The 25410-nt window shown below is 42.1% G+C and carries 31 protein-coding genes and 1 riboswitch; of the genes, 19 read left to right on the top strand and 12 right to left on the bottom strand.

Annotated elements, in window-relative coordinates; all coding sequences use genetic code 11:
- The first annotated feature begins 56 nt into the window (after positions 1 to 56).
- Positions 57 to 299, top strand: coding sequence for a type B 50S ribosomal protein L31 (locus AAYR28_RS13895; RefSeq protein ID WP_024424931.1), 243 nt, complete (start codon positions 57 to 59; stop codon positions 297 to 299).
- Between the two features lie 77 nt (positions 300 to 376).
- Here AAYR28_RS13895 and AAYR28_RS13890 read toward each other — a convergent pair whose 3' ends face one another.
- Positions 377 to 1360 (bottom strand): metal ABC transporter solute-binding protein, Zn/Mn family, encoded by a 984-nt coding sequence (locus AAYR28_RS13890; protein WP_345808860.1) that lies wholly within the window; start codon positions 1358 to 1360, stop codon positions 377 to 379.
- A gap of 214 nt (positions 1361 to 1574) precedes the next feature.
- On the opposite strand from AAYR28_RS13890, the gene AAYR28_RS13885 reads away from it, so the two are divergent.
- Entirely contained in the window at positions 1575 to 2141 is a 567-nt protein-coding gene (locus AAYR28_RS13885) for a beta-class carbonic anhydrase (RefSeq protein WP_061109516.1), read from the top strand.
- 1 nt (position 2142) lies between these two features.
- On the opposite strand, the gene yidD is transcribed toward AAYR28_RS13885, so the two are convergent.
- Positions 2143 to 2367 (bottom strand): membrane protein insertion efficiency factor YidD, encoded by a 225-nt coding sequence (gene yidD, locus AAYR28_RS13880; RefSeq protein WP_041107381.1) that lies wholly within the window; start codon positions 2365 to 2367, stop codon positions 2143 to 2145.
- Between the two features lie 126 nt (positions 2368 to 2493).
- On the opposite strand from yidD, the gene AAYR28_RS13875 reads away from it, so the two are divergent.
- Together AAYR28_RS13875 and AAYR28_RS13870 are read left to right on the top strand one after the other, a co-directional pair.
- Positions 2494 to 2967: an S-ribosylhomocysteine lyase gene (locus AAYR28_RS13875; RefSeq protein WP_003217624.1), complete on the top strand. Its 474-nt coding sequence runs from the start codon at positions 2494 to 2496 to the stop codon at positions 2965 to 2967.
- Positions 2968 to 3086: 119 nt separating this feature from the next.
- On the top strand, positions 3087 to 3524 hold the full coding sequence (locus AAYR28_RS13870) for a FixH family protein (protein WP_120208864.1): 438 nt from the start codon (positions 3087 to 3089) through the stop codon (positions 3522 to 3524).
- Positions 3525 to 3532: 8 nt separating this feature from the next.
- Here AAYR28_RS13870 and ytzI read toward each other — a convergent pair whose 3' ends face one another.
- A complete protein-coding gene (gene ytzI / locus AAYR28_RS13865; protein WP_003217544.1) occupies positions 3533 to 3679 on the bottom strand; it encodes a YtzI protein in 147 nt (48 codons plus the stop codon).
- Between the two features lie 131 nt (positions 3680 to 3810).
- On the opposite strand from ytzI, the gene AAYR28_RS13860 reads away from it, so the two are divergent.
- The 4 genes from AAYR28_RS13860 to AAYR28_RS13845 all read left to right on the top strand — a co-directional run bounded on the left by AAYR28_RS13860 (position 3811) and on the right by AAYR28_RS13845 (position 5477).
- On the top strand, positions 3811 to 4248 hold the full coding sequence (locus AAYR28_RS13860) for a Dps family protein (protein WP_024424926.1): 438 nt from the start codon (positions 3811 to 3813) through the stop codon (positions 4246 to 4248).
- A gap of 126 nt (positions 4249 to 4374) precedes the next feature.
- The gene (locus AAYR28_RS13855) at positions 4375 to 4566 is read left to right on the top strand and encodes a hypothetical protein (RefSeq protein ID WP_024424925.1); all 192 of its coding nucleotides are present in this window, start codon (positions 4375 to 4377) and stop codon (positions 4564 to 4566) included.
- A gap of 154 nt (positions 4567 to 4720) precedes the next feature.
- Positions 4721 to 5125 (top strand): phage holin family protein, encoded by a 405-nt coding sequence (locus AAYR28_RS13850; protein ID WP_034279395.1) that lies wholly within the window; start codon positions 4721 to 4723, stop codon positions 5123 to 5125.
- A gap of 43 nt (positions 5126 to 5168) precedes the next feature.
- Positions 5169 to 5477 (top strand): hypothetical protein, encoded by a 309-nt coding sequence (locus AAYR28_RS13845; protein ID WP_034279400.1) that lies wholly within the window; start codon positions 5169 to 5171, stop codon positions 5475 to 5477.
- Positions 5478 to 5505: 28 nt separating this feature from the next.
- On the opposite strand, the gene AAYR28_RS13840 is transcribed toward AAYR28_RS13845, so the two are convergent.
- Together AAYR28_RS13840 and AAYR28_RS13835 are read right to left on the bottom strand one after the other, a co-directional pair.
- The gene (locus tag AAYR28_RS13840) at positions 5506 to 6291 is read right to left on the bottom strand and encodes an AIM24 family protein (protein WP_120208861.1); all 786 of its coding nucleotides are present in this window, start codon (positions 6289 to 6291) and stop codon (positions 5506 to 5508) included.
- Positions 6292 to 6313: 22 nt separating this feature from the next.
- Positions 6314 to 6925 carry a TerD family protein gene (locus tag AAYR28_RS13835; RefSeq protein ID WP_046312174.1) on the bottom strand — a complete coding sequence of 204 codons (612 nt, stop codon included), beginning with the start codon at positions 6923 to 6925 and terminating at the stop codon, positions 6314 to 6316.
- 248 nt (positions 6926 to 7173) lie between these two features.
- Between AAYR28_RS13835 and ytkD the strand changes: the two genes are divergently transcribed.
- Positions 7174 to 7650, top strand: a complete 477-nt coding sequence (gene ytkD / locus AAYR28_RS13830; RefSeq protein WP_120208859.1) for an RNA deprotection pyrophosphohydrolase — start codon at positions 7174 to 7176, stop codon at positions 7648 to 7650.
- Positions 7651 to 7681: 31 nt separating this feature from the next.
- Here the strand turns inward: ytkD and AAYR28_RS13825 are convergent, their stop codons facing one another.
- The 3 genes from AAYR28_RS13825 to AAYR28_RS13815 are packed head-to-tail and all read right to left on the bottom strand — an operon-like array spanning position 7682 to position 10250.
- Positions 7682 to 8428, bottom strand: coding sequence for an ABC transporter permease (locus AAYR28_RS13825; protein ID WP_369810477.1), 747 nt, complete (start codon positions 8426 to 8428; stop codon positions 7682 to 7684).
- Positions 8429 to 8462: 34 nt separating this feature from the next.
- Entirely contained in the window at positions 8463 to 9233 is a 771-nt protein-coding gene (locus tag AAYR28_RS13820; protein ID WP_034279407.1) for an ABC transporter ATP-binding protein, read from the bottom strand.
- A 15-nt stretch (positions 9234 to 9248) separates the two neighbouring features.
- On the bottom strand, positions 9249 to 10250 hold the full coding sequence (locus AAYR28_RS13815; RefSeq protein WP_120208856.1) for an ABC transporter substrate-binding protein: 1002 nt from the start codon (positions 10248 to 10250) through the stop codon (positions 9249 to 9251).
- Between the two features lie 174 nt (positions 10251 to 10424).
- On the opposite strand from AAYR28_RS13815, the gene AAYR28_RS13810 reads away from it, so the two are divergent.
- The 6 genes from AAYR28_RS13810 to AAYR28_RS13785 are packed head-to-tail and all read left to right on the top strand — an operon-like array spanning position 10425 to position 15561.
- Complete coding sequence (locus AAYR28_RS13810) at positions 10425 to 11153, top strand: carotenoid biosynthesis protein (RefSeq protein ID WP_120208854.1); 729 nt, start codon at positions 10425 to 10427, stop codon at positions 11151 to 11153.
- Positions 11122 to 11868 (top strand): lysophospholipid acyltransferase family protein, encoded by a 747-nt coding sequence (locus AAYR28_RS13805; protein ID WP_065214487.1) that lies wholly within the window; start codon positions 11122 to 11124, stop codon positions 11866 to 11868. Before AAYR28_RS13810 ends, AAYR28_RS13805 begins: the two co-directional genes overlap by 32 nt.
- Positions 11853 to 12980: a glycosyltransferase gene (locus tag AAYR28_RS13800; protein WP_120208851.1), complete on the top strand. Its 1128-nt coding sequence runs from the start codon at positions 11853 to 11855 to the stop codon at positions 12978 to 12980. Before AAYR28_RS13805 ends, AAYR28_RS13800 begins: the two co-directional genes overlap by 16 nt.
- A complete protein-coding gene (locus AAYR28_RS13795) occupies positions 12977 to 14458 on the top strand; it encodes a phytoene desaturase family protein (RefSeq protein WP_120208848.1) in 1482 nt (493 codons plus the stop codon). Before AAYR28_RS13800 ends, AAYR28_RS13795 begins: the two co-directional genes overlap by 4 nt.
- Before the next feature lie 26 nt (positions 14459 to 14484).
- Complete coding sequence (locus AAYR28_RS13790; protein ID WP_041107366.1) at positions 14485 to 15279, top strand: alpha/beta hydrolase family protein; 795 nt, start codon at positions 14485 to 14487, stop codon at positions 15277 to 15279.
- 39 nt (positions 15280 to 15318) lie between these two features.
- A complete protein-coding gene (locus AAYR28_RS13785; RefSeq protein WP_041114920.1) occupies positions 15319 to 15561 on the top strand; it encodes a DUF2584 domain-containing protein in 243 nt (80 codons plus the stop codon).
- 42 nt (positions 15562 to 15603) lie between these two features.
- On the opposite strand, the gene pckA is transcribed toward AAYR28_RS13785, so the two are convergent.
- A complete protein-coding gene (gene pckA, locus AAYR28_RS13780; RefSeq protein WP_024424910.1) occupies positions 15604 to 17190 on the bottom strand; it encodes a phosphoenolpyruvate carboxykinase (ATP) in 1587 nt (528 codons plus the stop codon).
- A gap of 226 nt (positions 17191 to 17416) precedes the next feature.
- Positions 17417 to 17551, top strand: a riboswitch (SAM riboswitch).
- 195 nt (positions 17552 to 17746) lie between these two features.
- Between pckA and metK the strand changes: the two genes are divergently transcribed.
- Positions 17747 to 18949, top strand: coding sequence for a methionine adenosyltransferase (gene metK / locus AAYR28_RS13775; protein WP_034279424.1), 1203 nt, complete (start codon positions 17747 to 17749; stop codon positions 18947 to 18949).
- Between the two features lie 148 nt (positions 18950 to 19097).
- Positions 19098 to 20996, top strand: coding sequence for an asparagine synthase (glutamine-hydrolyzing) (asnB, locus tag AAYR28_RS13770; RefSeq protein ID WP_081124701.1), 1899 nt, complete (start codon positions 19098 to 19100; stop codon positions 20994 to 20996).
- A gap of 142 nt (positions 20997 to 21138) precedes the next feature.
- On the opposite strand, the gene AAYR28_RS13765 is transcribed toward asnB, so the two are convergent.
- Positions 21139 to 21654: a gamma carbonic anhydrase family protein gene (locus AAYR28_RS13765; protein ID WP_034279429.1), complete on the bottom strand. Its 516-nt coding sequence runs from the start codon at positions 21652 to 21654 to the stop codon at positions 21139 to 21141.
- Positions 21655 to 21699: 45 nt separating this feature from the next.
- On the opposite strand from AAYR28_RS13765, the gene AAYR28_RS13760 reads away from it, so the two are divergent.
- Both AAYR28_RS13760 and AAYR28_RS13755 read left to right on the top strand, forming a co-directional pair.
- Positions 21700 to 22479 (top strand): alpha/beta hydrolase, encoded by a 780-nt coding sequence (locus AAYR28_RS13760; RefSeq protein ID WP_024424906.1) that lies wholly within the window; start codon positions 21700 to 21702, stop codon positions 22477 to 22479.
- A gap of 32 nt (positions 22480 to 22511) precedes the next feature.
- Complete coding sequence (locus AAYR28_RS13755; RefSeq protein WP_034279432.1) at positions 22512 to 23591, top strand: tetraprenyl-beta-curcumene synthase family protein; 1080 nt, start codon at positions 22512 to 22514, stop codon at positions 23589 to 23591.
- A 178-nt stretch (positions 23592 to 23769) separates the two neighbouring features.
- Here the strand turns inward: AAYR28_RS13755 and AAYR28_RS13750 are convergent, their stop codons facing one another.
- Together AAYR28_RS13750 and AAYR28_RS13745 are read right to left on the bottom strand one after the other, a co-directional pair.
- Positions 23770 to 24342 (bottom strand): tRNA (mnm(5)s(2)U34)-methyltransferase, encoded by a 573-nt coding sequence (locus AAYR28_RS13750; protein WP_024426215.1) that lies wholly within the window; start codon positions 24340 to 24342, stop codon positions 23770 to 23772.
- Entirely contained in the window at positions 24339 to 25304 is a 966-nt protein-coding gene (locus AAYR28_RS13745; protein ID WP_017358356.1) for a TIGR01212 family radical SAM protein, read from the bottom strand. Before AAYR28_RS13745 ends, AAYR28_RS13750 begins: the two co-directional genes overlap by 4 nt.
- Positions 25305 to 25410 lie beyond the last annotated feature (106 nt).

Below are 25410 nucleotides of genomic sequence, written 5' to 3'. Positions count from 1 at the left end.
AGAATATAAATATAAAACGTAACCATTACGTTTTATTAACGAAAGGAGTTTTGACATTGAAAAGAGATATTCATCCAACCTCACATGAAGTTGTATTTATGGACGTAAACAGCGGTTACCGCTTCTTGAGTAGATCAACAAAGACATCAAACGAGACAGTAGAGTGGGAAGATGGGAAAACGTATCCTGTCATTAAAGTAGAAACAAGCTCTGATACGCATCCTTTTTATACAGGGCGCCAAAAATTCGGAGAAAAAGGCGGAAGAGCCGAGCAGTTTAAGAAAAAATATCAAATGTAATCAAAAAAGCACGCCTGATAACGGTGTGCTTTTTTTGACAGTAAAAAACCCCGGGTGATCAGCCGGGGTTCAAAGCATTAATCATTTAAAGCGGTGTTTAAGGTCTTTAAGTTTTGTTTCATTAAGCTGACGTAGCTTTCGCCGTTTTTGGCATCATCTTCAGTAATGGATTCTAGATTTTTAAGGGTCAAGCTTTTTGCCCCAATTTCACTGCGGATTGTATCTGATACTTTGCTACTGACGTTGTTTTCAAAAATAACGTATTGAATGTGATGCTTTTCCGCTTTTTGTACAATGTTTTCGAGCTGTTTTTGTGATGGCTCTTCAGAAGCGGATAATCCTAAAACACTGATTTGCTCAATGCCATAGCGCTTTTCCCAATAACCATAAGCTGCGTGAGAAACAAGGATTTCTTTATGTTTCGCTTTAGATAACGTTGTTTTGAATTCTTGATCTAATGATTGTAAATCTTTTTTTAGATGTTCATAGTTTTTTGTGTATTCATCTTTATGATCTGGATCTAATGAGACGAGTGTGTCTTTAATGTTTTTCGCCATTTGCTGCGCATAAACCGGGTCTAACCATGCATGAGGGTCCTTATCTCCGTGATCGTGCCCGTCATGATCATGGTCTTCACCTTCATGGTCATGATCTTCGCCTTCTTCATGTGCATGTTCTTCATTTGTCGATAACAATTTGATGCCTTCGGCTGCTTTGACTGTTTTCACACCTTGGTCTTTTAAAGTGGCAGCTGTTTTGGCTGCGAATGCTTCAGCCCCTGTGCCGCTGTAGATAAAGGCATCACCTTCAGCCATTTCAACCATTGTTTTTGAACTTGGTTCAAAGCTGTGTGCATCTGCATTTGCAGGATACACGCTTTGGGCATGAACGTGAGAGCCGCCAATTTTTTCAGTAAAATCTTGGATTGGGAAGATCGTGGTGTAAATGGTTAGTTTCCCGTCTGCCTTACCTTTTGAAGCATTCGTGCTCGCACTGCTTGAGCAAGCGGCAAGACCGATCGCGAATAAAGCAGCTGTTAAAATAAAAAAGATTTTTTTCATGTAGAAAATGTCTCCTCTCAATCTAATAGATAGAAATGATTACGATTTAATGTCCTGAGTTATTGTATCGTAATAATTACGATTTGAAAAGAGGAAAATAAAAAATTTTCGTCAGCAGATGTTTCCTCTAAAAAAATAAGCTGCAAAACGTGACGAAATTTCTTACATTGTGCTATATTTATTTTTAAAAAAAGATAAAGGAATGGACAAACGTATGAAACTTTTAGATGAAATCATCGAATATAATCAACAATTTATTGAAGAAAAGAAATACGAAGAATTTACAACAACAAAGTTTCCACAGAAAAAAGCTGTCATTCTATCGTGTATGGATACAAGACTTGTTGAACTGCTTCCGCGTGCCATGAACATGAAAAATGGTGATATTAAGATTGTCAAAAGTGCTGGGGCGCTTGTTTCTCATCCATTTGGAAGTATTATGCGAAGCATTTTAGTTGCTGTTTACGAATTAAATGCTGACGAGGTATATGTCATTGGGCATCATGATTGCGGGATGAGCAAAATAGACAGCCAGACACTTTTAAATAAAGCCGTTGAGCGCGGTATTCCAGAAAAACGTATTGAAGTACTGGAATACTCAGGAATTGATTTTAAACAGTGGCTCAAAAGCTTTAGTTCAGTCGAAGAGAGCGTGAAGGACAGTGTGTCCGTAGTGAGAAATCACCCGCTTCTTCCATCAGGTGTACCTGTACACGGGCTTGTCATTGATCCTGGAACAGGGAAGCTTGACTTAGTTGTCAACGGATATGAAGAAAAGTAAGTTATTTTTCCTTTTTAGGCGGAACAGGATCGATGCCGCCAGGATGAAGCGGATGACATTTCAAAATCCGTTTTATGGTGAGCCAGCCGCCCTTGATCGCGCCATGCGTTTTGATCGCCTCTAGTCCATAGTTTGAGCATGTTGGATAAAACCGGCAGCTTGGCGGTGTAAGAGGGGAAATACATTTTTGATAAAAGCGTATCATGCCGATAAAAATTTGTTTCATAGAGGTTCCTCCTTGTCTGTCTTCCACAGTATAAGAAAAAAGGACAAGGAAGGAAAGTTTTATAAACTAAATTGGTCGGAGAAATATGTTATAATATAGGAAATTGCAATTATAGGAGTGGTGATTATGCCTTCAGTCGAAAGTTTTGAACTTGATCATAATGCTGTAAAAGCGCCATATGTTCGTCATTGCGGCGTTCATAAAGTGGGATCAGATGGGGAAGTAAATAAATTTGATATTCGTTTTTGTCAGCCCAACAAGCAGGCGATGAAACCTGATACGATTCATACATTAGAGCATTTGCTTGCGTTTAATATTAGAACACACTCAGAGAAATATGATCATTTTGATATCATTGATATTTCTCCAATGGGCTGCCAGACAGGCTACTATTTAGTTGTCAGTGGTGCACCAACTCCAAAAGAGATCGTTGAACTTCTTGATGCAACATTCAAGGATGCGGTTGAAGTAACAGAAATTCCTGCTGCAAACGAAGAGCAATGCGGACAAGCGAAGCTTCATGATCTTGAAGGAGCAAAACGTTTAATGCGTTTCTGGCTTTCTCAGGATCAAGAAGAGCTTTTAAAAGTATTTGGTTAATAGAAGGATGAACCGGACATTTAGATGTCCGGTTTTTTTATTTGAATTCAATCAGAGATGTCAAAATAGGGGATATTTGTTAAAATGGACATGTCAGTAAAAGAAGGGGGAAACGCAGGATGCGAAAAATGTTGGGAATGATTCTGATGCTCACGTTATTGAGTGCATGTGGAAACTCTGCAGCAAATAGCGGCAAAGGGGAAGTGCCTGAGCTATTAGAAGTAAAGCTCACAGGACCTGAGCAAGTGGAGAAAAATGAAAGCGTTATAGTAAAAGCAGCTGTCACATACGGTGATACGCCTGTTGATGATGCAGATGATGTTCAATTTGAAGTGTGGAAAGATGGCGACAAGGATAACAGCAAGATGATTCAGCCAAAGAAAGAAAACAAGGGTGTATACGAATTGCACACAGCCTTCAAAAAAAATGGCCTTTATATCATACAAGTCCATGTGACAGCTAAACAGCAGCATAATATGCCGAAAACGAACATCCACGTAGGTGAGGTGAAAAAAGAGAGTTCATCTACTGAAGAAGAAGAAACCTCACATCATTAAAAGCGGATTTATTTTGGGTTAGGACGTTGATTTGGTTCTGCATCCTGTGGTGAATCGACTTTATGCTTATATTCATAAGCCTTCGATGTCGTCCACAATGATAAAAAGACAACGATTGAGATAATGATAAAGCTGATAATCCCAAGTAACAGCATCTAACTCCCTCCTTATTTCCATATTAACATATATTTCATGCAGTCAAAATAGAAGAAATTGACGGCAGGTTTCAGTATAATAAGAAAAGGGTATTCTCATACTAAACGCAATTACATAAGGAGGAATAAATATGTCTGAACAATTATTAAACGTCGTCAATAAACAAGTAGCTGATTGGACTGTGCTTTACGTGAAATTACATAACTATCATTGGTATGTAAAGGGGAAAGATTTCTTTACACTCCATGAGAAATTTGAGGAACTATATACAGAAACAGCTACATATATTGATGATTTGGCTGAGCGTATGCTTGCTTTAAATGGACAGCCTGTTGCGACAATGAAAGAGTGCTTAGAAATTTCCAGCATTCAAGAAGCAGAGGGCAAAGAATCAGCGGAGCAAATGGTGAAAAATCTATATGATGATTTCTCCAATATCGCTGAGGAATTAAAGCAAGGAATGGAGCTGGCTGCAGAGGTTGGCGATGAAACTACAGGTGATATGCTGCTTGCGATTCATCAATCCATTGAAAAACACAACTGGATGCTTAAAGCATATTTAGGATAATACACGTATGTGAAAAGAATGTCGGTCATAAATAGACCGACATTCTTTTTTATTGGAATCGGGACAGACAGCCCATTGAAATCATAGGGCTTTCAGCCGAAGAGAAAAGAGAAGGGAGGGAAGAAGATGTCTTCTATTGCAGGAATGATGAGTCAGCAAGTAGCGAGCATTCAAAAGACACTCAATATTAGTTTGTTGAATTCACAGCTTGCTACGAATACAGCACAAGCTATGGTGATGCTGGATCAAGTGCAGCAGCAGCCTCAAGCTGTTCAGCCAAAGGATTCAGATGCTTCATTTATTGATGTCAGAGTCTAAAAAGAGAAGCCGCCTCATGGGGCGGCTTTTTTGGTTTCATTCGTCTCCCTGAGGACATAACAGCGCCTTTATTTTTTGTCGTCCAAGCTATTGCGAGAATTCGGCATATACTATTGAGGTAAGGAGTTCCACTTTGAAAGGATGTTGATGCCAAGTGAGCAAGGATTTAGGCATCTTTTCGTTGGTTACAGTGAGTTTGTCGGCGATGGGCTTTCTGTTTGGTGGAGCAGGATATTTACTGATGATTTTAGTGACGTTGATGGCTATTGAATTAATTTGTTCAAGCCTAAGAGAATCTTTGACTGGGCAGCTTACAATGAAGCGGTTTTTTACGCGGCTTGTTCGAAAGATCGTGACAGTTTCCTTAATATCGATGGCGCATTTCTTCGATGTCATGCTGAAGACAAATGGGACGATTAAGGATTTAGCGATCATCTTTTATATTATTTATGAATCTTACCAAATCGTCTCGACAGCCAGAGCCCTTGGAGTTCCCATTCCACAGTTGTTTATTGATGTATTGGACATGTTGAAAAATAAATTGCGCAAAAAGCCGTAATTTCCTCATATCTGGTCATACTAAAGGAAAAAGGATGATTCAGATGGCGAGACACACGTACTATGTATCCGTACAAGATGGATCGATATCGCAGCATAGAGATGCAGCGGCTTGGCAATTTCAAATAGAAGCAGATGATGATCAAATTTTGCAGCTGAGAGACTATTTCGATGAACAGTATATGACAGATTGGAAAGGCTTCTTTCGGGCGCATGTTCCGTTTCTTGAATATCATTATGATAGTCCAAATGATGAAATGGATAGAAAAAGTAAAGAGATTTACACAATGATTTATGAGCTCGGCAATGAAGAGACAAGGAGCTTTATTGAGACAAATGGTTTGATGAATTGAAAAAGCATGTAGAGAATCTCTACATGCTTTATTTTCGCGGTTGTAAAATGCCTCCGATCAAATCGCTGATCCCGCCGCCTCTATTTTCCTGCTGTGAATTGGTGAACTCATGAGAGGAGCTCTGGCTCTGAGGTTTGTAGCGATTATCATCTAAACCCACCCGTAACCCAGATGTGCGCTCAGATGGCTGGATAATGACGATTTGATCTTGTTTCTGGAACTCAAATAAGTAGGATTCACCAGATGTTTGTCCAATGAAAGTCTTCCAGTTCACATCTAGTTTGACCTTCGGTGCTTTGCCTGTCCAAGCAACAATTGCGTCAGGGTCTACACGGCAGGGGGCTTTTAAAATGAGCGGATTTCCATTCGTTTTGATGGCGACCTGCGCTCCGTGCCCTTGATAAGAGAGTTTTGATGTAAACAGACCTTTCTGTGATAAAATACCAACGCCTACTGGTGTGACGCCGTAATGGCATTCCTCAGTAAAGGCAAGTAAATTTTCACTTTCTACACTTACATGCTGCCAAGGTCCGCTTGGCTCAAGGTTAATCACAGTTACATGCTCGCTTGCATCCGCCAAGTAGCAAGTACCTTGTCCACTCACTTCCATCATCTCAAGGTTTTCACCTGTGAATTTCCTGCTGATATGGTTAAATACTTGGCTGACCATATTTCCTTTATTCGTTCCAAGTAATCGCTTGCGGTATTGGAAACTTCCTTGATCCGCAATCATGGCGCCTTTTTTGGCAAAAAAGATTCCGCTGCCTTCTGCTTGTAAGGTAAGTTCTTCTATTGTGTTGAAATGAAATCCCATAGGTGCCGGCTCCTTTCCTGCGTCAAGATGTAAATCCGTAGATGCGGCATAAATCATTTAAATCTAGAGTAGTCCCTTGCCCGGTCGCGGTGATTTTCCATTCCTCCTGATCTCTCGTGAGTTCAGCGCATATAATGGATGTACAATACGAATAATCCTCTGTTAACTGAAAGGTACAAATCTCTTGCTGCGAGATTTGATCCGTAAGTCGCACGTAGGCATTGGTGACTTGTCCAAAATGATGCTGGCGTTCGTGTGCATCATGTATTGTGGCTGTGACAACAATTTTATGAATGTCAGGTGAGACTCTGCTTAATTGCATAATAATCATTTCATTGTCTCGATACCCTCCGCCAAATTGATGATCCCCAAGATGACGCACAGCTCCATCTAAGCTTTGCTGCTGGTGATAATAGATCAGATGCTTAGGAGACAACAGCTTGTCCTCTTCATTTAAAAGAAACACTTGCGTATCTAAATCAATTGGCTGACCAGCAAGGTCCCAGCCAAGCCCGATATGAATTTGGTCGACCGCTGGATTGTCTTTTGTTAAATCTAACTTTTGCCCTTTCACGAGGTGTTTCTTGATCACCTCATGGGGTGCGTTTTGTTTTGACCCATTTTTTATACTCATGCTGATTTCCTCCTCGTTGTCATAGGACAAACACTGATTCATTTACGTCATATAGGGATAAAAGGTTTCATGATTAAAATTGGGTGAAGTTGGAGATGATAAAAAGGTTTTAGAAACAATACCTCATTTTAGATACAGACGAGTTGGAACCACTCGTTTGTTTCACTTTTGATAAAAATTCTTCAGATAAATGTGATCTGTGGTATGATGTTTTACAAGAAGCAAGGACAGGATATGAGGGATTTCACATGCATGTATTTAAAGACTATTATCATAATACGGTCAAGCTCTCTTTTGAGGAGAAGCCTTTTTCAACTCATCCTAAGCATGTTTGGGCCATCTGCCGCTACCAAGGGAAATGGCTGCTCACTGAACATGAGGATCGGGGCTATGAGTTTCCAGGAGGGAAAGTTGAGCCGGATGAAGAAGCAGACCAAGCCGCTATACGGGAGATTCAAGAAGAGACGGGTGCTGTTGTTCGTGAATTAACGTATATTGGTCAATATCAGGTGCTGGGCAGAGAAAAGGTCATTGTCAAGAATATTTATTTCGCTGATATTGAAAAGCTAGTGAAGCAAGACACGTATTTTGAAACGAAAGGACCCGTTCTTTTCGCAGACTTGCCAAGATCCATCGCAAAAAATAAGAATTTCAGTTTTATTATGAAAGATGATGTGTTAAGACAAAGTCTTGCTTATTTAGAAAAGAACGGTTTGATTCGTTAAAAAAAGCGCAGGGTGACAATCCCTGTGCTTTTTATTTTTGAAGAAAACGGCGTTCGAGCCATTCCACAAGCTGGTACATGATGGTCGCAAATACGGCAATAATGAAAAGACTTAAGAACACGAGTGTAAAGTTGAAGACTTGAAAACCGTAAATGATCATGTAGCCGAGCCCTTTTGAGGAAACAAGAAATTCCCCTACGATAACCCCAACCCAAGAAAGACCGACATTGACTTTGATCGCAGAAATCATCGTTGGAATACTAGCTGGCAAAATGACCTCGCGAAAGACGACGCTTTTTTTCGCACCAAAGGTTTTCATCACCTTTAAATAATTCTCATCGACCTCTTGAAAGGCTGTATAAATGACGATTGTCGTAATGATCACACTAATGATTGCGCCCATGGCAACGATGCTGATCATGCCAGGCCCAAGGGCAACAATTAAAATCGGGGCGAGGGCAACTTTTGGCATGGCATTTAAAATGACTAAATAAGGATCAAGAACGTTTGCCAGGCGGGTGGACCACCATAAGGCGGCAGCGAGCAAAATGCCGCAAAAGGTACCAAGTAGAAATCCGAGCACCGTTTCAAATAATGTAATACTCATATGATTCACTAAAGACCCATCGGATATTTTTTGTACAAACAATTGGCAGACTGCTGAAGGTGAACTAAATATCAGTGGATCGATAAGGCGAAAATGACTGGCAAGCTCCCAAAGCGAAAAGAAGCTGGCGAAAATAATGAACTGATAGATTCGGGTCATGCGTTTTTCCATTCGGTATTTTTTGCGATAGGCTTCATGTAAAAGGTCACTGTGTTTCAACTGTTTTCAGCTCCTTCCAAATCGTTTGAAAGAGCTCTTGGAAACTCTGGGTCTGTCTCGCTTTGAAAGGAGAAAGAGTCCTCAGATCATCTGGAACGGTAAAGATTCGCTGTATCGAGCCAGGATGCTTTGAGAATAAGAAAATGCGGTCACTCATCGCAATGGCTTCGCCGATGTCATGTGTCACAAGAACCGCTGTTTTTTGATAGTTTTTGAGTGTATGAAAGACGAGATCCTCTAAAGTGAGTTTGGTTTGGTAGTCTAGAGCTGAAAAGGGCTCATCTAGTAAAAGCAGACCGGGATTCACTGCAAGCGTTCGGGCGAGAGCCGCACGCTGCCTCATACCGCCTGACAGCTCCTTCGGGTATTTTTCCTCTACATCATGAAGGCCAAGCTTAGGCAGTAAGCCAAGAGCGGCGGAGGTGGCTTCATGTGAATCTTGCTTGGTAATTTTTAACCCGAGAATGATATTTTCCTTGATGGTTTTCCAAGGGAACAAATAATCTTGCTGGAGCATGTAGCCGATTTGATGCTCCTTTTGATTCGGCTCTTTTCCTTCGATTAAAATTCGGCCTTCAGAGGGCGGCGTTATTCCTGCAATGATAGACAGCAGGGTGGTTTTTCCGCAGCCGCTGGGACCAATAAATGAGATAAATTCTCCTTGGTCTATCTCCATATTGATATGCTGTATGGCCGTTGTTTTTTCTTTTAAAGAGAAGTACGTGTGGGTCACATGGTCAATTTGAAGGAAAGACATGTGCTACCTCCTATTCTATTTGTGTTCTGTGACCTTCTTTGCAATGGATGAATCGACAAGTTGTTTGTACGGGATAAATTTCGGCAATTCATCGCTCTCTTTCATGATTTCCTGCAATTTGTTCCATTCCTCTTCATTCAGAAGGGGATCTGCTGCATAGGAGTCCTGCTGTTTGTAGCGCTTAATGGCAGTTGATAAAACATCAAGTTCTGTGTCAGGAAAATGAGATTGAATGGTTTTGGCAATCTCCTCCGGCGGCTTGGCTTCTACCCATTTCTGCGCTTTGTAAATGGCGCGAGTGAAGGCTTCAGCTGTCTCTTTGTTTTCCTCTAAGTAACTCTTCTTTGCCATGAAGGTGGTATACGGCACCTTTCCGGAAGCCTCTCCAAAGGAGGCGGTAATGTACCCTTTGCCTTCTTTTTCAATTAAGGATGCTGTCGGTTCGAATAACTGCACAAAATCGCCAGTTCCAGAGGAGAAAGCACCTGAAATGTTGGCAAAATCAATATTTTGAATCATGCGGAGATCCTTTTTTACATCAATGCCTTCCTTTTTCAGGACATATTCACCGACCATTTGCGGCATGCCGCCTTTCCGCTGTCCAAGAAAGTCTTTTCCTTTTAATTGATCCCAAGAGAATTCGCTCACTTTCTCCCTTGAAACAAGAAATGTACCGTCTGTTTGTGTCAGCTGTGCAAAGTTGATGACAGAGTCTTTTGTGTCTTGAGCCTCTACATAGATAGAGGATTCAGATCCGGTCAGGGCGATATCTGCACCGCCGGATAAGAGAGCTGTCATCGTTTTATCGCCGCCCCAGGTCGTTTTTAATTCAACCTCTAGCCCTTCTTCTTTGAAGAAATCCTCAGATAAGGCAACATAGAGCGGAGCATAAAAAACCGAATGGGTCACCTCGGCTACTTGTACGGTCTGCTCTTGTTCTTTTTTACAGGCGACAAATGGAATAAAGAGCAGGACAACGACGATGAATGCCAGTCTGACTTTGATGGAACGATTCAAGAGTAATTCGCCTCCTTTGTTCTAGATCACTAATTAAAGTATGTCAAAAGGGATTTTTGGTGAGTGCCTAGATGAAAATAAGAAGCGCATTGTTTATTTATAGAACGTGTCTTTTTTTCTATACTAGAAGCATGAATACTTTCTTGAATTTGGAAGAAATAAAGGGGCGGTTTCGTGTATAGAGTGAGTTGGGTATTTCTTGGATGGTATTTAGTAGGGCTCATATTAATGGTCTCTTTTGAAGTGCCAGCATGGCTTCAGTTTGCAAATGGCATTTTCCTTGTGCTGTATGCCTGCTGTGTGATAGAGATTGGGCGAAATATTTATGGGGCATGGGTTGGTGTGATCAAAAGGGCAGCCATTGTCGGTGTGATGACATTTACGGTTGAATGGATAGGGATCACAACTGGTTTTCCTTTCGGGGCCTATGACTATTATCCGACGTTAGGTTTTCTAGTGGCAGGAGTGCCTTTAACCATTGCTTTTGCATGGGTTGGTGTGTTTTTAAACAGCCTTTTTTTATCCACTCAGCAGTCGAAATGGAAACGAGCTGTCGAAACGGGGATATGGATTGTCTTGCTTGACCTCATATTAGACCCAGTAGCGGCTGAACGGAAATTTTGGGTGTGGTATGACGGCGGTGGTTTTTATGGTATTCCTTTTGAGAATTTTGTGAGCTGGGGTATGATTGGAGCAGGACTTTCCTTTCTCTTCCCGCTTGTTCAGGTTGGTCAAAAGGCCCTCAGCTGGACGAGCCGTATTTATCAGGCAATGGTGTTCTTTTTTGGTGTGCTGGCATTAAAGGGCGGGCTCGATGTCATTTTTTATTTAGCGCTAATCATTGTTATTTTATGTGAAGGAAGGGTTCAATTTGAAAGAAAGCGACAAAAGCCGATCGTTTAGACGTATATTTTCTCTTTATCTTGAGCGGTATTTACTTCATAAACATTTCCGCTGCGTGATGATGAAAGGCGCTGTAGACCCAAACGAGAAGCTGCCTGTTCTTTATCTCGCTAATCATAGCTCCTGGTGGGATGGACTGATCATCTTTCTTTTAACAGAAAAAGCGTCCGAACTCGATCACTATATGATGATGGAGGAGAAACAGCTGAAGCAATATGCCTTTTTCCGAAAGCTTGGTGCCTTTCCGGTTCAGAAAGAGAATCTGAAAAGTGTGAAGCAAGCATTAATGATGGCAAAAGAGAACATGCAGGCTGGCAGGGCTGTATGGCTTTTTCCACAGGGGAAAATCATGCATCAGGATGTGCGGCCGCTTGAATTGGAGGGCGGGGCTTCTTTTTTAGTGAGACAATTTGAGCAAGTCGTGGTGAAGCCTGTGACCTTGCATTATACATTTAATCAATTTCAAAAGCCGACAGTATCTGCTGTGTTTGGTGAAGATACCTTTGTATCTGGCGGAGAACTTCGAAGCAAGGACGTGACGCATCTGCTTAGGGATCTCCTTGAAACGCAGTTAAACGCACATCAAGCACAGGTCATCGCTGACCCTGATTTTTCAACCAATCAAGAATTTAGACAGATGACAAGGACAAGTCAATCAACAAGTGATGCGTTTGATTCCTTTAAAAAGTGGGTGAAAACATGGCGGTCTTCTTAACCGTGATCAGCGTACTCTTGCTCTGTCAGTTTATTTTCACCATATGGAATATGAGGCAGCTTCCTGTTTTAAAGCCAGCATCCTTTTCGCCGGGTGAACCTATTTCGTTATCGATTCTGATTCCAGCGAGAAATGAGGAAAAAAGGATAGAAGCCTGTCTTCAGTCGATCGTTGATCAACGTCTTTACCCGAAAGAGCTTATCGTACTTGATGACCATTCGACAGATCAGACAAGAGCGATGGTGGAGCGCTTCGCAGAAACATATCCGTGGATCCGTCTCCTTTCAGGTCAGCCATTAAAGCGGGGCTGGCTTGGTAAATCATATGCCTGCTCTCAGCTCGCTGAGGCAGCAGCTTCTGACTGGCTGCTATTTTTAGATGCGGATGTCCGATTAAAAAAAGGGGCAGTTGAATCAGTATACAAGCAGTTATGCATGCAAAAAACGGGCATGCTGTCAGGTTTTCCAGAACAAAAAACAGGCACATTGTTTGAGCATCTTGTGGTTCCTATGATGATGTTTACCATTGGCTGTCATCTGCCAGTGAAATGGATAAGAAAATCTAAGAACCCCGCTTTTGCCGCAGCACATGGCGGTTTTATTGCCATTGAAAAGAATTGTTATCACGACATTGGCGGGCATAAAGCGATCAAGGATTCACTCGTTGATGATATGGCTTTGGCTAAACGGGTGAAGGAAAAAGGCTTTCCGTTCACACTTGCAAGCATTCATCCATTTGTGTATATGAGAATGTATGAAAGTGGACAAGAGGTTTGGGAAGGTTACCGGAAAAATTTGTTCCCGGGTGTGAATCGAAGCATTCCTCTGTTAAGCAGTGTCTTTTGTTTATACACCCTCCTTTATTTGGTTCCTGTCATTTGTTTCATGATCGCATTGTTTCAGCTGGATGTTTTGAGCATATGCTTAGCGATTCTTTGCTATGGGCTGGGTGTATCGATTAAAGCGGCAATTGATATTGAAAACGGGCGGACCTCTGCAATGGCTTTTTTATTGCCGCTCAGTATTTTAAGCCTGATCGCCATTGGCTTTGCTTCTATGAAAATCGGGCTGAAAAAAGAAGGGTATGAATGGAAAGGGAGAAGGTACGAATGAAAAAAGTGATCATCATCGGCGGCGGATTTGGCGGATTATCAGCCGCGATCCGTCTACAGTCACGCGGGGTTCAGGTCACCATTTTAGAAAAAGAAGCGGCTTTAGGCGGGAAATTGCAGCGCCATCACGGAGCAGGCTACTCTTTTGATTTAGGACCGAGTACCATTACAATGAAGACATATTTTGAAGAAGTGTTTACAGCCTGTCATAGACGGATGGAGGATTATGTGACCTTTTATCCGATTTCTCCGCTTACCAAAAATTTTTTTCCAGATGGACATACGGTCGAGTTTACGCCGAATATGGAGCAAATGGAATCACAAATTGCTGCATTCAGTCCTGAAGATGCGAAGCAATACCGTGCATTTTTGCAGGAATCAAAGGCGCTTTTTCAAAAGGCAGAGGAGCAGTTTTTAAATCGTCTGTTATTGAGCTGGAAGGATAAGGCGGATTTAAAGCTGATGAAAGCACTTCTCGCTGTCAAACCGTTCACATCCGTTCAGCGCCTGCTGCGTCAATATTTCCGTCACCCCCATACATTGGCGATGTTTGGACGGTATGCTACTTATATTGGCTCCTCTCCCTACGAGGCGCCGGCTATTTTTAATATGATGGCGTATTTAGAAGGGGAGAAAGGGATTTATGGAATACAGGGCGGTACATATCGTTTAGTTGAGGCATTTGAGACACTGGCAAAAGAATTAGGTGTTCAGATTCACCTCAATGAACAAGTGAACAAGATTCATGTGAAGGATCGGCAGGTCAAAGGAGTGGAAACGGATCAGCAGATGTATGAGGCAGATCAAGTCATTGCAGGAGCAGATGCGCTGACTGTATACCGTCATCTCATAGATGAAAAAAACCGTCCTCGTTATTTAAATCAAAAACTGTCTGGCATTGAACCGTCGTTGTCGGGCTTTGTTCTCTTATTAGGTGTACCTAAAGTCTATGAACAGCTGGCCCATCACAATGTGTTTTTCCCTGAGGATTATGAGCAAGAATTCAAGGATATTTTTCAGAAAAAACAGCTGCCTCAAGACCCGGCGCTATACATATGCTATTCAGGTCATTCAGAACCAGCTTTAAGCGGAGGACCAGGAAGAAGCAACCTGTTTGTACTGGCCAATGCACCTTATGTGACAAAAGAGCAAGATTGGGACATGCTAAAGGAGACATATCGTCAGCATGTAAAAAACAAATTAATGGAAAAAGGTCTTTTTGATTTGGATGAGCTTATCGAATATGAAGCAGTTCAAACCCCGCTCGATCTGCAGCAGAAAACGGGGGCATATCGTGGAGCCATTTATGGTATGTCTTCAAACTCGTTCAAACAGGCATTTTTTCGCATCAATAATCAGTCAAAGGACATTGAAGGACTTTGGTTTGTTGGAGGAACAAGTCATCCAGGCGGCGGCACGCCGATGGTGACAAAATCAGGCCAGCTTGTCGCAGAAGCGATACTGAAGCAATGGACGTAATCAAAGATGAAAAGGAGAGAAATCGAGTGATTGTGGAAAAAAGAAGGTTTCCGTCGCCCCATCCGCATATTCACTTATATACAGTGACCTATGAGGCAGATGGACTTCGGATGAAAGGGCTGCTCGCTGAACCGGCCGGAGAAGGTTTCTACGACGGCTTTTTGTATTTACGAGGCGGCATTAAAAATGTGGGGATGGTCAGACCGGGCCGGATTGTGCAATTTGCCGCGCAGGGCTTTGTCGTCTTTGCTCCCTTTTACCGGGGAAACCAAGGAGGCGAAGGGAACGAAGATTTTGCCGGAGAAGATCGAAAAGATGCGTTCGCTGCCTTTCAACTGTTAAAACAGCACAAAAAAGTGAAGAAGGACCGCATTCATATCTTTGGTTTTTCGCGAGGCGGTATTATGGGCATCTGGACCGCTGTTGAAATGAAACAGGAGGCAGCTTCCTTTGTCACATGGGGAGGCGTCAGTGATATGAAACTGACTTATGAAGAGCGTGTGGATATGAGACGGATGATGAAGCGTGTGATTGGCGGCCCGCCGCATAAGGTGCCAGAGGCATATGAGAACAGAACCCCTTTAAATGATGTGGACAAAATTGAAGCACCTGTCCTTATCATCCACGGAGAAGAGGACCAAAATGTATCGATTGAGCATGCGTATTTGTTAGAAGATGCGCTGCGCCAGCACGGGAAATCCGTGGAGACATGGTATTTCCACGGATACAACCACTATTTCCCGCCGCAGCATAATCGAGAAATTGTGAGAAGGCTGACCACATGGATGCACAGCCGAAAAAGCGGAAATGTGGTAAAATAAGCAGTATAACGAAATATAGAAAGTAGGGGGATTTTCATTATGGGAATGCCTGTTGAATTTAATACAATGATTGTCACAAAGGGAAAAGAGACAAGAATTGAAGAAAATGTATTTGAACTCATGAAGGATGGATACCGCATTTATCCATTAAATATTCCACTTGAGGTGCGCAAAACGAAAGAAGGAGAAAAAACAGGGACAGCACATGTTGAAAAGCTGGAGCTGACAGACAATGTCACGAAGGTGACGTACCGTCTTGTGTCCTTGCATTCAACAAACTAAAAAAGCTGAGGGATTTTATTCTCCTCAGCTTTTTTCATTTGGTTATACGAGTGGACCGCCTTTGGCTTCAATGTCACTTGCCGCGTGGCTGAATTTTTGGAAGTTCTTTTTAAATTCATTGGCAAGGAAGTGTGCTTTTTCTTGATAAGCCTCTTGGTCATCCCATGTTTTAGCAGGTTGAAGCACTTCATCTGGTACACCAGGAATATGAAGCGGGATGTGTAAGCCAAAGATGTCATCAGTAATCATCTCGGCATTGTCAAGGTCACCTTCGATTGCTGCCTGCACCATTGCTCTTGTATGAGCGAGATTCATTCGTTTGCCTGTACCGTAGCCTCCGCCAGTCCAGCCTGTATTCACAAGGAATACTTTTGCACCGTGCTCATCAATCTTTTTGCCAAGCATTTCAGCATAGACGTGAGCTGGAAGCGGAAGGAATGGTGAACCGAAGCAAGTAGAGAATGTCGTTTCTGGTGATGTGACACCGCGCTCAGTTCCAGCTAATTTACTTGTGTACCCGCTCAAGAAATGGTACATTGCCTGCTCTTTTGTTAAACGGCTGATTGGAGGTAAGACGCCAAACGCATCAGCTGTTAAGAAGACAATGGCAGATGGATGTCCTGCGATACTTGGTTTCACGATGTTATCAATCATTTCGATTGGGTAAGCAGCGCGTGTATTTTCAGTAAAGAAAGTATCATCGTAATCCGCTTCACGTGTTTCTTCATCAAGCACAACGTTCTCAAGAACTGATCCGAAGCTGATCGCTTTGTAGATCTGAGGTTCTTTTTCTTCACTTAAGTTCACACATTTCGCATAGCATCCGCCCTCGATATTGAAGACCCCTGTGCCAGACCAGCCGTGTTCATCGTCTCCGATCAGCTTGCGGCTTGCGCTTGCAGAAAGCGTCGTTTTCCCAGTACCTGAAAGCCCGAAGAATAAGGCGACATCGCCTTCTTGACCTACGTTTGCTGAGCAGTGCATGGATAAAATATCTTGCTCAGGAAGCAGGTAGTTCATCACAGAGAAAATGGACTTTTTCATTTCTCCTGCATATTCTGTTCCACCGATAAGAATCGTGCGTTTTTCAAAAGAAACGATGATAAACGTTTCAGAGTTTGTGCCATCTGTTGCAGGATCTGCTTTAAAGTGCGGTGCAGATAAGATGGTGAAAGGTTTTTCGTTTGAAGAAGGTGTTGACCCGTCAGGTCTGATAAATAGCTGCTTGGCAAAAAGATTGTGCCATGCGAATTCGTTTACAACTGTAATCGGCATACGATATCTTTCGTCAGCGCCTGCAAACCCTTCAAAGACGAACAGTTCATCACGTTCTTTTAAGTATGACACAACCTTTGTATATAAACGGTCAAATGCTTCTTTGGAGATCGGCTGGTTTACTTGACCCCAATCGATTTTATGTTCAGAGCTTTCTTCTTTGACGATAAATTTATCTTTAGGCGAACGTCCTGTGTAGGCTCCAGTTGTGGCGCGGACAGCTCCAGTTGATGTTAAAACGCCTTCATTACGTGCCAAAATCTTTTCAACAAGTTTCGGAACAGATAAATTTTGGTGCGTATTTTCTAATGAGAGCAATGACTGCAAATCTTCTTTTAAATCCACTGAGTTCATAAAAAAACCCTTCCTTTACCGTTGAATTTGTTTGTTTCGATTAGTATAACACATTAATAATAATAGTCTATACTATTTAAAAATTTTTGTGTGTGTTTTTTCATTTCTGCTATGAAAATATGCTTTTTGGTGATGCTAATGGTGAGGAGAAAAAAGAGGGAGATAATTCTTATGAAGCATTGACATGACGCAAGGGTTTAAGATAAGATATCTTATTGAACGGATACTCTTATCCCGAGTTGGTGGAGGGACAGGCCCGATGAAGCCCAGCAACCGGTTTCTTATTTAAAAGGCATGAAAATGCTGAGAAACCAAGGTGCTAACCTGATGCAAGGTACAAGAACACCTTGAGCGATAAGAGTGAAAGGCATGCGATCTCAGACCCTTTCCTCGCAATGAAGGAAATGGTTTTTTTATTTTTGGGATATCATATGAACAAATTGCCAATAACATCTCTAATATAAACGTTTTCAAATATAAGAGGGAACGAGTTCCGTATCATATTGGAGGCCTCATCTTGGGATGATGTGGTCTTGTACAGGAGGAAATAGCCATTATGAGTCAAAATCGTCGTTTATTTACTTCAGAATCAGTGACAGAAGGACATCCGGATAAAATCTGTGATCAAATTTCAGACAGCATTTTGGATGAAATTTTAAAGAAAGATCCAAATGCACGTGTTGCCTGTGAAACTTCTGTTACAACCGGTCTCGTATTAGTAAGCGGTGAAATTACAACGTCTACTTATGTCGATATTCCAAAGACGGTGCGTGACACAATTAAGGAAATTGGCTACACACGTGCGAAATATGGTTTTGATGCGGAAACATGTGCTGTACTTACATCAATTGATGAACAGTCTGCTGATATTGCGCAAGGTGTAGACAAAGCACTTGAAGCACGTGAAGGAACAATGACGGAAGAAGAAATTGATGCGATTGGTGCAGGTGACCAAGGATTGATGTTTGGTTTTGCCAATAACGAAACCGAAGAGCTCATGCCGCTGCCGATTTCACTAGCGCATAAATTATCTCGCCGTTTAACAGAAGTACGTAAGGATGAAACACTTGCATACCTTCGTCCAGACGGAAAAACACAAGTCACAGTTGAATATGATGAGCAAAACAAACCAGTTCGTATTGACACAGTGGTTATTTCTACGCAGCATGCACCAGAAGTGACGCTTGAACAAATTCAAAGTGACTTAAAAGAGCATGTCATCAGTCCTGTCGTTCCAAGTGAACTGATTGATGAACAGACAAAGTACTTCATTAACCCAACTGGCCGTTTCGTGATCGGTGGACCTCAAGGGGATGCTGGTTTAACTGGACGTAAAATCATCGTTGATACGTATGGCGGATACGCTCGTCATGGAGGCGGTGCTTTCTCAGGTAAGGATGCAACGAAGGTTGACCGTTCTGCGGCATACGCTGCTCGTTACGTAGCGAAAAATATCGTAGCTGCCGGCCTTGCAGATTCTTGTGAAGTACAGCTTGCTTATGCAATTGGGGTTGCACAGCCTGTATCGATTTCAATTGATACATTCGGGACAGGAAAAGCTTCAGAAGAAAAATTAATTGAAGTGGTTCGTGCAAACTTTGATCTTCGTCCAGCTGGCATTATTAAAATGCTAGACCTGCGCCGTCCGATCTACAAACAAACAGCTGCATACGGACATTTCGGCCGTCACGACTTAGATCTTCCGTGGGAAAAAACGGATAAAGCCGATACACTTCGCAAAGAAGCATTGGGACAATAACAACATAAAAAACCGCTTATTTTAAGCGGTTTTCCTTTTGATTAAAAAAAAATCTTCAAAAAGCGAAAAAATGTGAAACAAAATCGGACAAAATACTGTCTAATTATAGGTCTACTTTTAAGAAATAACATAACGTGGAGGCAATAATATGTGTGGGTTTGTTGGTGTATTTAATCACCGTCCATTGTCCGAAACTACTGAACAGGAAGAGCTAATTAAACAAATGAATCGTCTCATCGTTCATCGTGGTCCGGATGATGAGGGTTACTTTCATGATGAGCATGTAGGATTTGGATTTAGACGTTTAAGTATTATAGATGTTGAGCACGGAAAGCAGCCGCTTTCTTATGAAGATGAAAAGTATTGGATTATTTTCAACGGAGAAATTTATAACTATGTGGAGCTGAAGGAAGAGCTTGTGAAAAAAGGCTATACGTTCAGCACAGATTCTGATACGGAAGTACTTCTTGCTACATACCGTCATTATAAAGAAGAAGCGGCTTCTAAGCTTCGCGGCATGTTTGCATTTTTAATTTGGGATAAAGAAGCGCAATTATTATATGGCGCAAGAGATCCTTTCGGCATCAAACCGCTTTATTTTACACAATTGGATGAGCAAGTGTACTTTGCATCTGAACGCAAAAGCTTGATGGCAGTGAACGAGAACATTTTATTTGATGAGACTGCTTTGCAGCAATACATGTCATTCCAGTTCGTACCTGAGCCAAATACACTTGATCAAAAGGTGCACAAAGTAGAGCCAGGTCATCAGTTTACTTTACGCCCAGGACAGGAGATTGAATTTAAGACTTACTGGAAAGTTCAATTCAAGCCTGAGCAAACTCAAGAACAAAAGCTGATTGAAGAAGTCCGCGATGCAATCTATGATTCTGTGAAAGTTCATATGAGAAGTGATGTTCCTGTTGGTTCATTCCTATCAGGTGGTATCGATTCTTCTTTCATCGTATCTGTTGCAAAGGAATTTCATCCTGAGCTGAAGACGTTTTCTGTTGGTTTCCAGCAGGATGGCTTTAGTGAAGTTGATGTAGCGAAGGAAACGGCTGATAAGCTGGGCTTACAAAACTTCAGCGCGGTAATTTCTCCTGAGGAATATATGAATGAGCTTCCGAAAATTGTTTGGCATTTAGATGATCCTTTAGCTGATCCGGCGGCGATTCCATTGTATTTCGTGGCAAAGGAAGCGAAGAAACAAGTGACGGTCGTTCTTTCTGGTGAGGGAGCAGACGAGCTGTTCGGTGGATATAATATTTACCGTGAACCGCTTTCTCTTAAACCATTTGAATCTGTTCCATCTATGCTGAAAAAGCTTCTTCTTCGTCTGGCGCGCTTAATGCCAGAAGGAATGAAAGGAAAAAGTTTTATCGTCCGCGGCTGTACACCATTAGAGGAACGTTATATCGGTAATGCGAAAATCTTTGAAGAGCCAGTAAAGAAAAACCTCTTAAAGCAGTATGATCCGAACATTACGTATCGTGATGTGACGAAGACATACTTCGAGGAAAGTGCAGGCTACAGTGATATTAACAAAATGCAATATGTTGATATTCATACGTGGATGCGCGGGGACATCTTACTGAAAGCAGATAAGATGACAATGGCGAATTCTCTTGAGCTTCGCGTTCCTTTCCTTGATAAGGTCGTATTTGAAGCGGCTTCTAAAATTCCAGAAGAGCTGAAAACAAAAGATGGCACAACGAAATATTTATTGCGTAAAGCAGCAGAAGGCATTGTGCCTGACCATGTGTTAAACCGCAAGAAGCTTGGCTTCCCTGTTCCAATTCGTCATTGGCTGAAAAATGAGATGAACGCTTGGGCGAAAGACATCATTAAAAACAGTCAAACTGACGAATATATTAACAAAGCGTATGTGCTTGATTTATTAAATGAACATTGTGCTGGTAAAGCAGATCATAGCCGTAAGATTTGGACCGTCCTGATTTTTATGATTTGGCACAGCATTTATGTCGAGCGCAGTATTGATCCAGAGCAATTGAATCATCAACCGAAAGAAGTCATCTTCAGTTAATGAAAAAAGGTTTTCAGCTTTGTGCTGAAAACCTTTTTTGTCATGATAGAAAGTGGCGGAAAAGGGTAAAATAACAAGCGGTTCATAGTTATTGCTTAATATCCTGAAAAAAACATGATAAAGTGAAGATACACGTATGATGTTAACGAGGTAAAAGGGAACGATAGTATTGTCCTTTTTCTACATATTCTCTGCGGATTCGGTCCATGTCTTGGATATCTTCATCTGTTAACAGCCGAACGACTTTGGCTGGACGGCCAAAAGCGAGTGATCCTTTTGGGATGACCTTTCCTTGAGGGACAAGACTTCCTGCACCGATAAAGGCGCCTTCGCCAATCTCCGCACCATCGAGAATGATAGACCCCATGCCAATGAGGGCATTTTTTCGAATGATTGAGCTATGTAATGTGACTTGGTGTCCAATGGTAGCACCATCTTCAATAAGAAGTGTTTTTCCAGGACTTTGATGCAGGCACGATAAATCTTGAATGTTGACGTTCTTTCCAATTCTCACAGGTGCAACATCGCCTCTGATGACGGTTTGGAACCACACGCTCGAATATTCTCCAATTGTGACATCACCGGTAATGGTGGCGTTATCTGCGACAAAGACCGATTCATGAATCTCAGGTGTAAACTGATGATATGGATAAATCACTTTTTCGACTTCCTTTCTTAATACAACATTTGTGAGGTGTTTACTTTGTGGACTTGGCATGCTGAAAGACCAGTTGGTACAATTGTCATTGTACATGGTGCGAGTGAATATCACGGCCGATATAAATGGCTGATTGAAATGTGGCGGAATGCAGGCTATCACGTCGTCATGGGTGATTTGCCTGGGCAAGGCACATCGACACGTGCGCGAGGCCACATTCGTTCTTTTCAAGAATACATTGATACAGTCGATGAATGGATCGAGCATGCGAAATCATTCAGGCTTCCTACTTTTTTACTTGGACACAGTATGGGTGGACTCATTTCAATTGAGTGGATGAAGCAGTATACCCATACGAAGTTGAATGGCCTTATTTTATCATCACCTTGTTTAGGTCTGCAATTTAAACCGAAGAAGCTGATGGATTTTGCGTCAAAAGGTCTAAATGTGCTCGCACCGTCTTTTAAAGTGGAGTCAGGGCTGTCGATTGAACTAGCCACACGAAATCAGGCGGTCATTGAGGCAGACTCAAATGATTCTCTTTACGTGACAAAGGTGTCGGTTCGCTGGTATCGAGAGCTGATCAAAAATATCGATGCGGCGATGCAGCCGACGAATGTCTTTAAATCGATCCCGCTCCTTTTAATGCAGGCGGGCGATGATAAGATCGTGGATAAAACGAGGGTGATAAAATGGTTCAATGGCATAGAATCAACTAATAAATCATACCGTGAATGGGAAGAACTGTATCACGAAATTTTTAATGAACCAGAAAGAGAAGATGTGTTTAAGGCGGCAAGAGCCTTTACAGATCAATATATTTGATTGTGAGCTTTAAGTTTTGGGGGTGGAGTGATTTGTCAGTACCAGAGCGTCCTTTTGCACTGATGACAAAGGTGTATAAAGATATTTTTCCGCTTGTTCATCAGGAGCTGAAAAAGTGGCGGGCTCATGCCGAAATGATTGAAAATGAAGAACTGAGAACGCAGGCACTAGCGAGCATATCGAGTAAAACGTTTCACTGTGAAGGCGGAGGCATTTTATCTCTTCTGGCAGGTGAAAAGAAAGAAACGTGTATTGAATTCATTGTGGCGTATCAAACCATTAGTGATTACTTAGATAACCTTTGTGACCGCAGCACGTCGCTTGATCCAAAGGATTTCCATATGCTGCATCAAGCGATGAGAGATGCGCTTGATATTCATGCTGAGCTCAAGCCATACTATCAATTCCGTGATGATCAAGAGGATCATGGATATTTACATGCGCTTGTCCGCACATGTCAAGATGTGCTTACGCGTGTTCGGCATTATCCGATCATTCAGCCATATTTACACACGCTGTGTGATTACTATAGTGACCTGCAAGTACATAAGCACGTTGTTCCCCATGAGCGTGTACCACGGCTAGAGTCATGGTTCCGCCAATACGAAAAAGATTTGCCGAAGATGGAATGGTATGAGTTTTCAGCTTGTGCGGGATCAACGTTAGGGATTTTCTGTCTTGTGGCGTATGCGCTGCAGCCTGATTTTACAGAAAAGCAGGCGAAGCAAATTTACGAAAGCTATTTCCCTTATATTCAAGGTCTGCACATTTTACTCGATTATTTAATAGACCAAGAAGAGGACAGGCTTGGGGGAGATCTGAACTTTTGCTCATACTATGATTCTCATCATGAGATGATGGATAGACTTCAGCATTTTATCGAAAAAGCGGATGAGCAGCTGAAAGGCATTCCGCATGAAAACTTTCACAAATTGATTAACAGAGGATTACTGGCGGTCTATTTGTCCGATGAAAAAGTGACAGCCCAAAAAGAGATGAACAAGCTGGCAAAAAGGCTGATCAAATCAAGCGGGAAAACATCGTTCTTTTTCTATATTAACGGAAGAGCCTATCGGACCTATCAGAAAATGCCTTGGATGAAATCATCATAAAAAAGCTCAAATCCATTAGGATTTGAGCTTCAGCGTGTAGACAAACCCTCGCATTCGGTGTCAGGTCTGCGCGCCGGTACTCACGAATGTCGAATTCGCTCCGTTCCGGTGCTCACCCGTTCCTAGACTGCAAAGGTTTTCTATCACGCTGAAAAGAAGAAAAAAGCTAAAATGCACATCATTTTAGCTTTTTTTCAATGGCGACCACAAAAGGCGGGTCGTTTTGAATATTCATGTATTGATATGATAAAACTTGTACCTCTTCATGAGGGAGTGATCTGCAATAGTCGAGAAGCACTTCTTTTTCTCTTTTACCTTCGGGATGTCCATGGTAGATCACAAGGACGATCAGTCCTCCGGGTTTGAGCCATTCGAGGAGCTGCTTGATGGCTTCAATGGTTGTATGAGCCTGAGTGGTGACGGCTTTATCGCCTCCTGGCAGATACCCAAGGTTAAACACTGCACCAGATATATGTCCATAAACATCCTTCGGAAGATGATCCGCCAGTTTTTCATGTCCATCATGGATGAGGTGAACGTAAGGATATTGACCGCCAAGCCTTTTGCTTGTCTGCTGCAAGGCTTCCTCTTGCACGTCGAATGCAAACACTTGTCCTTCAGTTCCTACAAGGTCCGCTAAATAGAGTGTATCATGGCCGTTTCCCATTGTTGCATCTATGACGATGTCGCCTTTTTGACAAGCGCGTTCTAACAGCTCTTTACTAAAAGGAAGCATGCGTTTCAAAATCATTTAGCTGCTTCTTCCAATCTGACGAAACGTTTTCCTTGGTAGCTGTTACGCCTTTCGAGCTCAGCATTAATGGCATTGAGCACTTCCCACTTGTTAACACTCCACATTGGACCAACCATTAATTCAATTGGGCCGTCCCCTGTAATACGGTGAATAATCATTTCTGGCGGCAGAATCTCCAGCTGATCACAAACAAGCTGAACATATTCCTCCTGGCTTAAAAACTCAAGCTTTCCTTTTTCATATTGCTTGACCATTGGAGTCCCTTTTAAAAGGTGAAGCAAATGAATTTTAATTCCCTGCACATCTAAATCCGCAACAGCTTTTGCTGTTTCCATCATCATGTCTCGGTTTTCAAGAGGCAATCCATTGATGATATGTGAGCAGACACGAATTCCGTGTTTTCTCAGTTTTTCTACACCTTCAACGTAGCATTCATAATCATGAGCACGGTTAATGAGCATAGCTGTCCGTTCGTGTACCGTTTGAAGACCAAGCTCTACCCATAGGTAAGTGCGTTCGTTTAATTCGGCTAAATACTCCACTACGTCATCCGGCAGACAGTCAGGTCTTGTTGCAATGGATAGACCTACGACACCATCTAGATTCATGACGGTTTCATATTTTTCTTTTAGGACAGGAAGCGGCGCGTGTGTGTTTGTATACGCCTGGAAATACGCCATGTATTTTCCGTCTTTCCATTTTGTATGCATCCGGTCTTTGATTTCGTTAAATTGAGTGATGAGATCATCAGCCCGGTTTCCTGCAAAATCACCAGATCCAGCGGCACTGCAAAATGTACAGCCACCGTGGGCTACAGTACCATCACGGTTTGGGCAGTCAAAGCCGCCGTCTAAGGCTACTTTAAATACTTTATGACCAAAGTGTTCACGCAAATGGTAGTTCCACGTGTGATAACGTTTTTCGCTGTTTGAATATAAAAAAGGGTTATGCTGATCCAAGTCAGTAACCTCCTTGCATAATAATAGGCATCCTTAAAGTTTAACAAAAATCACGAAGGAGGACAATTGAATCTGTCCAACATTTTCTTTAGTGAAAAAGCTTTAC

It is taken from the genome of Bacillus safensis (genome assembly GCF_039619585.1).
GTDB classification, from domain to species: Bacteria; Bacillota; Bacilli; order Bacillales; family Bacillaceae; genus Bacillus; species Bacillus safensis.
This window is presented reverse-complemented; position numbering and strand designations above follow the sequence as displayed.

Excerpts from the sequence above, each read along its gene's own strand:
- AAYR28_RS13890 (WP_345808860.1), bottom strand. The coding sequence starts at position 1,360 with ATGAAAAAAATCTTTTTTATTTTAACAGCTGCTTTATTCGCGATCGGT.
- AAYR28_RS13885 (WP_061109516.1), top strand. The coding sequence starts at position 1,575 with ATGAAACTTTTAGATGAAATCATCGAATATAATCAACAATTTATTGAA.
- yidD (WP_041107381.1), bottom strand. The coding sequence starts at position 2,367 with ATGAAACAAATTTTTATCGGCATGATACGCTTTTATCAAAAATGTATT.
- AAYR28_RS13875 (WP_003217624.1), top strand. The coding sequence starts at position 2,494 with ATGCCTTCAGTCGAAAGTTTTGAACTTGATCATAATGCTGTAAAAGCG.
- AAYR28_RS13870 (WP_120208864.1), top strand. The coding sequence starts at position 3,087 with ATGCGAAAAATGTTGGGAATGATTCTGATGCTCACGTTATTGAGTGCA.
- ytzI (WP_003217544.1), bottom strand. The coding sequence starts at position 3,679 with ATGCTGTTACTTGGGATTATCAGCTTTATCATTATCTCAATCGTTGTC.
- AAYR28_RS13860 (WP_024424926.1), top strand. The coding sequence starts at position 3,811 with ATGTCTGAACAATTATTAAACGTCGTCAATAAACAAGTAGCTGATTGG.
- AAYR28_RS13855 (WP_024424925.1), top strand. The coding sequence starts at position 4,375 with ATGTCTTCTATTGCAGGAATGATGAGTCAGCAAGTAGCGAGCATTCAA.
- AAYR28_RS13845 (WP_034279400.1), top strand. The coding sequence starts at position 5,169 with ATGGCGAGACACACGTACTATGTATCCGTACAAGATGGATCGATATCG.
- AAYR28_RS13840 (WP_120208861.1), bottom strand. The coding sequence starts at position 6,291 with ATGGGATTTCATTTCAACACAATAGAAGAACTTACCTTACAAGCAGAA.
- AAYR28_RS13835 (WP_046312174.1), bottom strand. The coding sequence starts at position 6,925 with ATGAGTATAAAAAATGGGTCAAAACAAAACGCACCCCATGAGGTGATC.
- ytkD (WP_120208859.1), top strand. The coding sequence starts at position 7,174 with ATGCATGTATTTAAAGACTATTATCATAATACGGTCAAGCTCTCTTTT.
- AAYR28_RS13825 (WP_369810477.1), bottom strand. The coding sequence starts at position 8,428 with ATGGAAAAACGCATGACCCGAATCTATCAGTTCATTATTTTCGCCAGC.
- AAYR28_RS13820 (WP_034279407.1), bottom strand. The coding sequence starts at position 9,233 with ATGTCTTTCCTTCAAATTGACCATGTGACCCACACGTACTTCTCTTTA.
- AAYR28_RS13800 (WP_120208851.1), top strand. The coding sequence starts at position 11,853 with ATGGCGGTCTTCTTAACCGTGATCAGCGTACTCTTGCTCTGTCAGTTT.
- AAYR28_RS13795 (WP_120208848.1), top strand. The coding sequence starts at position 12,977 with ATGAAAAAAGTGATCATCATCGGCGGCGGATTTGGCGGATTATCAGCC.
- AAYR28_RS13785 (WP_041114920.1), top strand. The coding sequence starts at position 15,319 with ATGGGAATGCCTGTTGAATTTAATACAATGATTGTCACAAAGGGAAAA.
- pckA (WP_024424910.1), bottom strand. The coding sequence starts at position 17,190 with ATGAACTCAGTGGATTTAAAAGAAGATTTGCAGTCATTGCTCTCATTA.
- metK (WP_034279424.1), top strand. The coding sequence starts at position 17,747 with ATGAGTCAAAATCGTCGTTTATTTACTTCAGAATCAGTGACAGAAGGA.
- asnB (WP_081124701.1), top strand. The coding sequence starts at position 19,098 with ATGTGTGGGTTTGTTGGTGTATTTAATCACCGTCCATTGTCCGAAACT.
- AAYR28_RS13750 (WP_024426215.1), bottom strand. The coding sequence starts at position 24,342 with ATGATTTTGAAACGCATGCTTCCTTTTAGTAAAGAGCTGTTAGAACGC.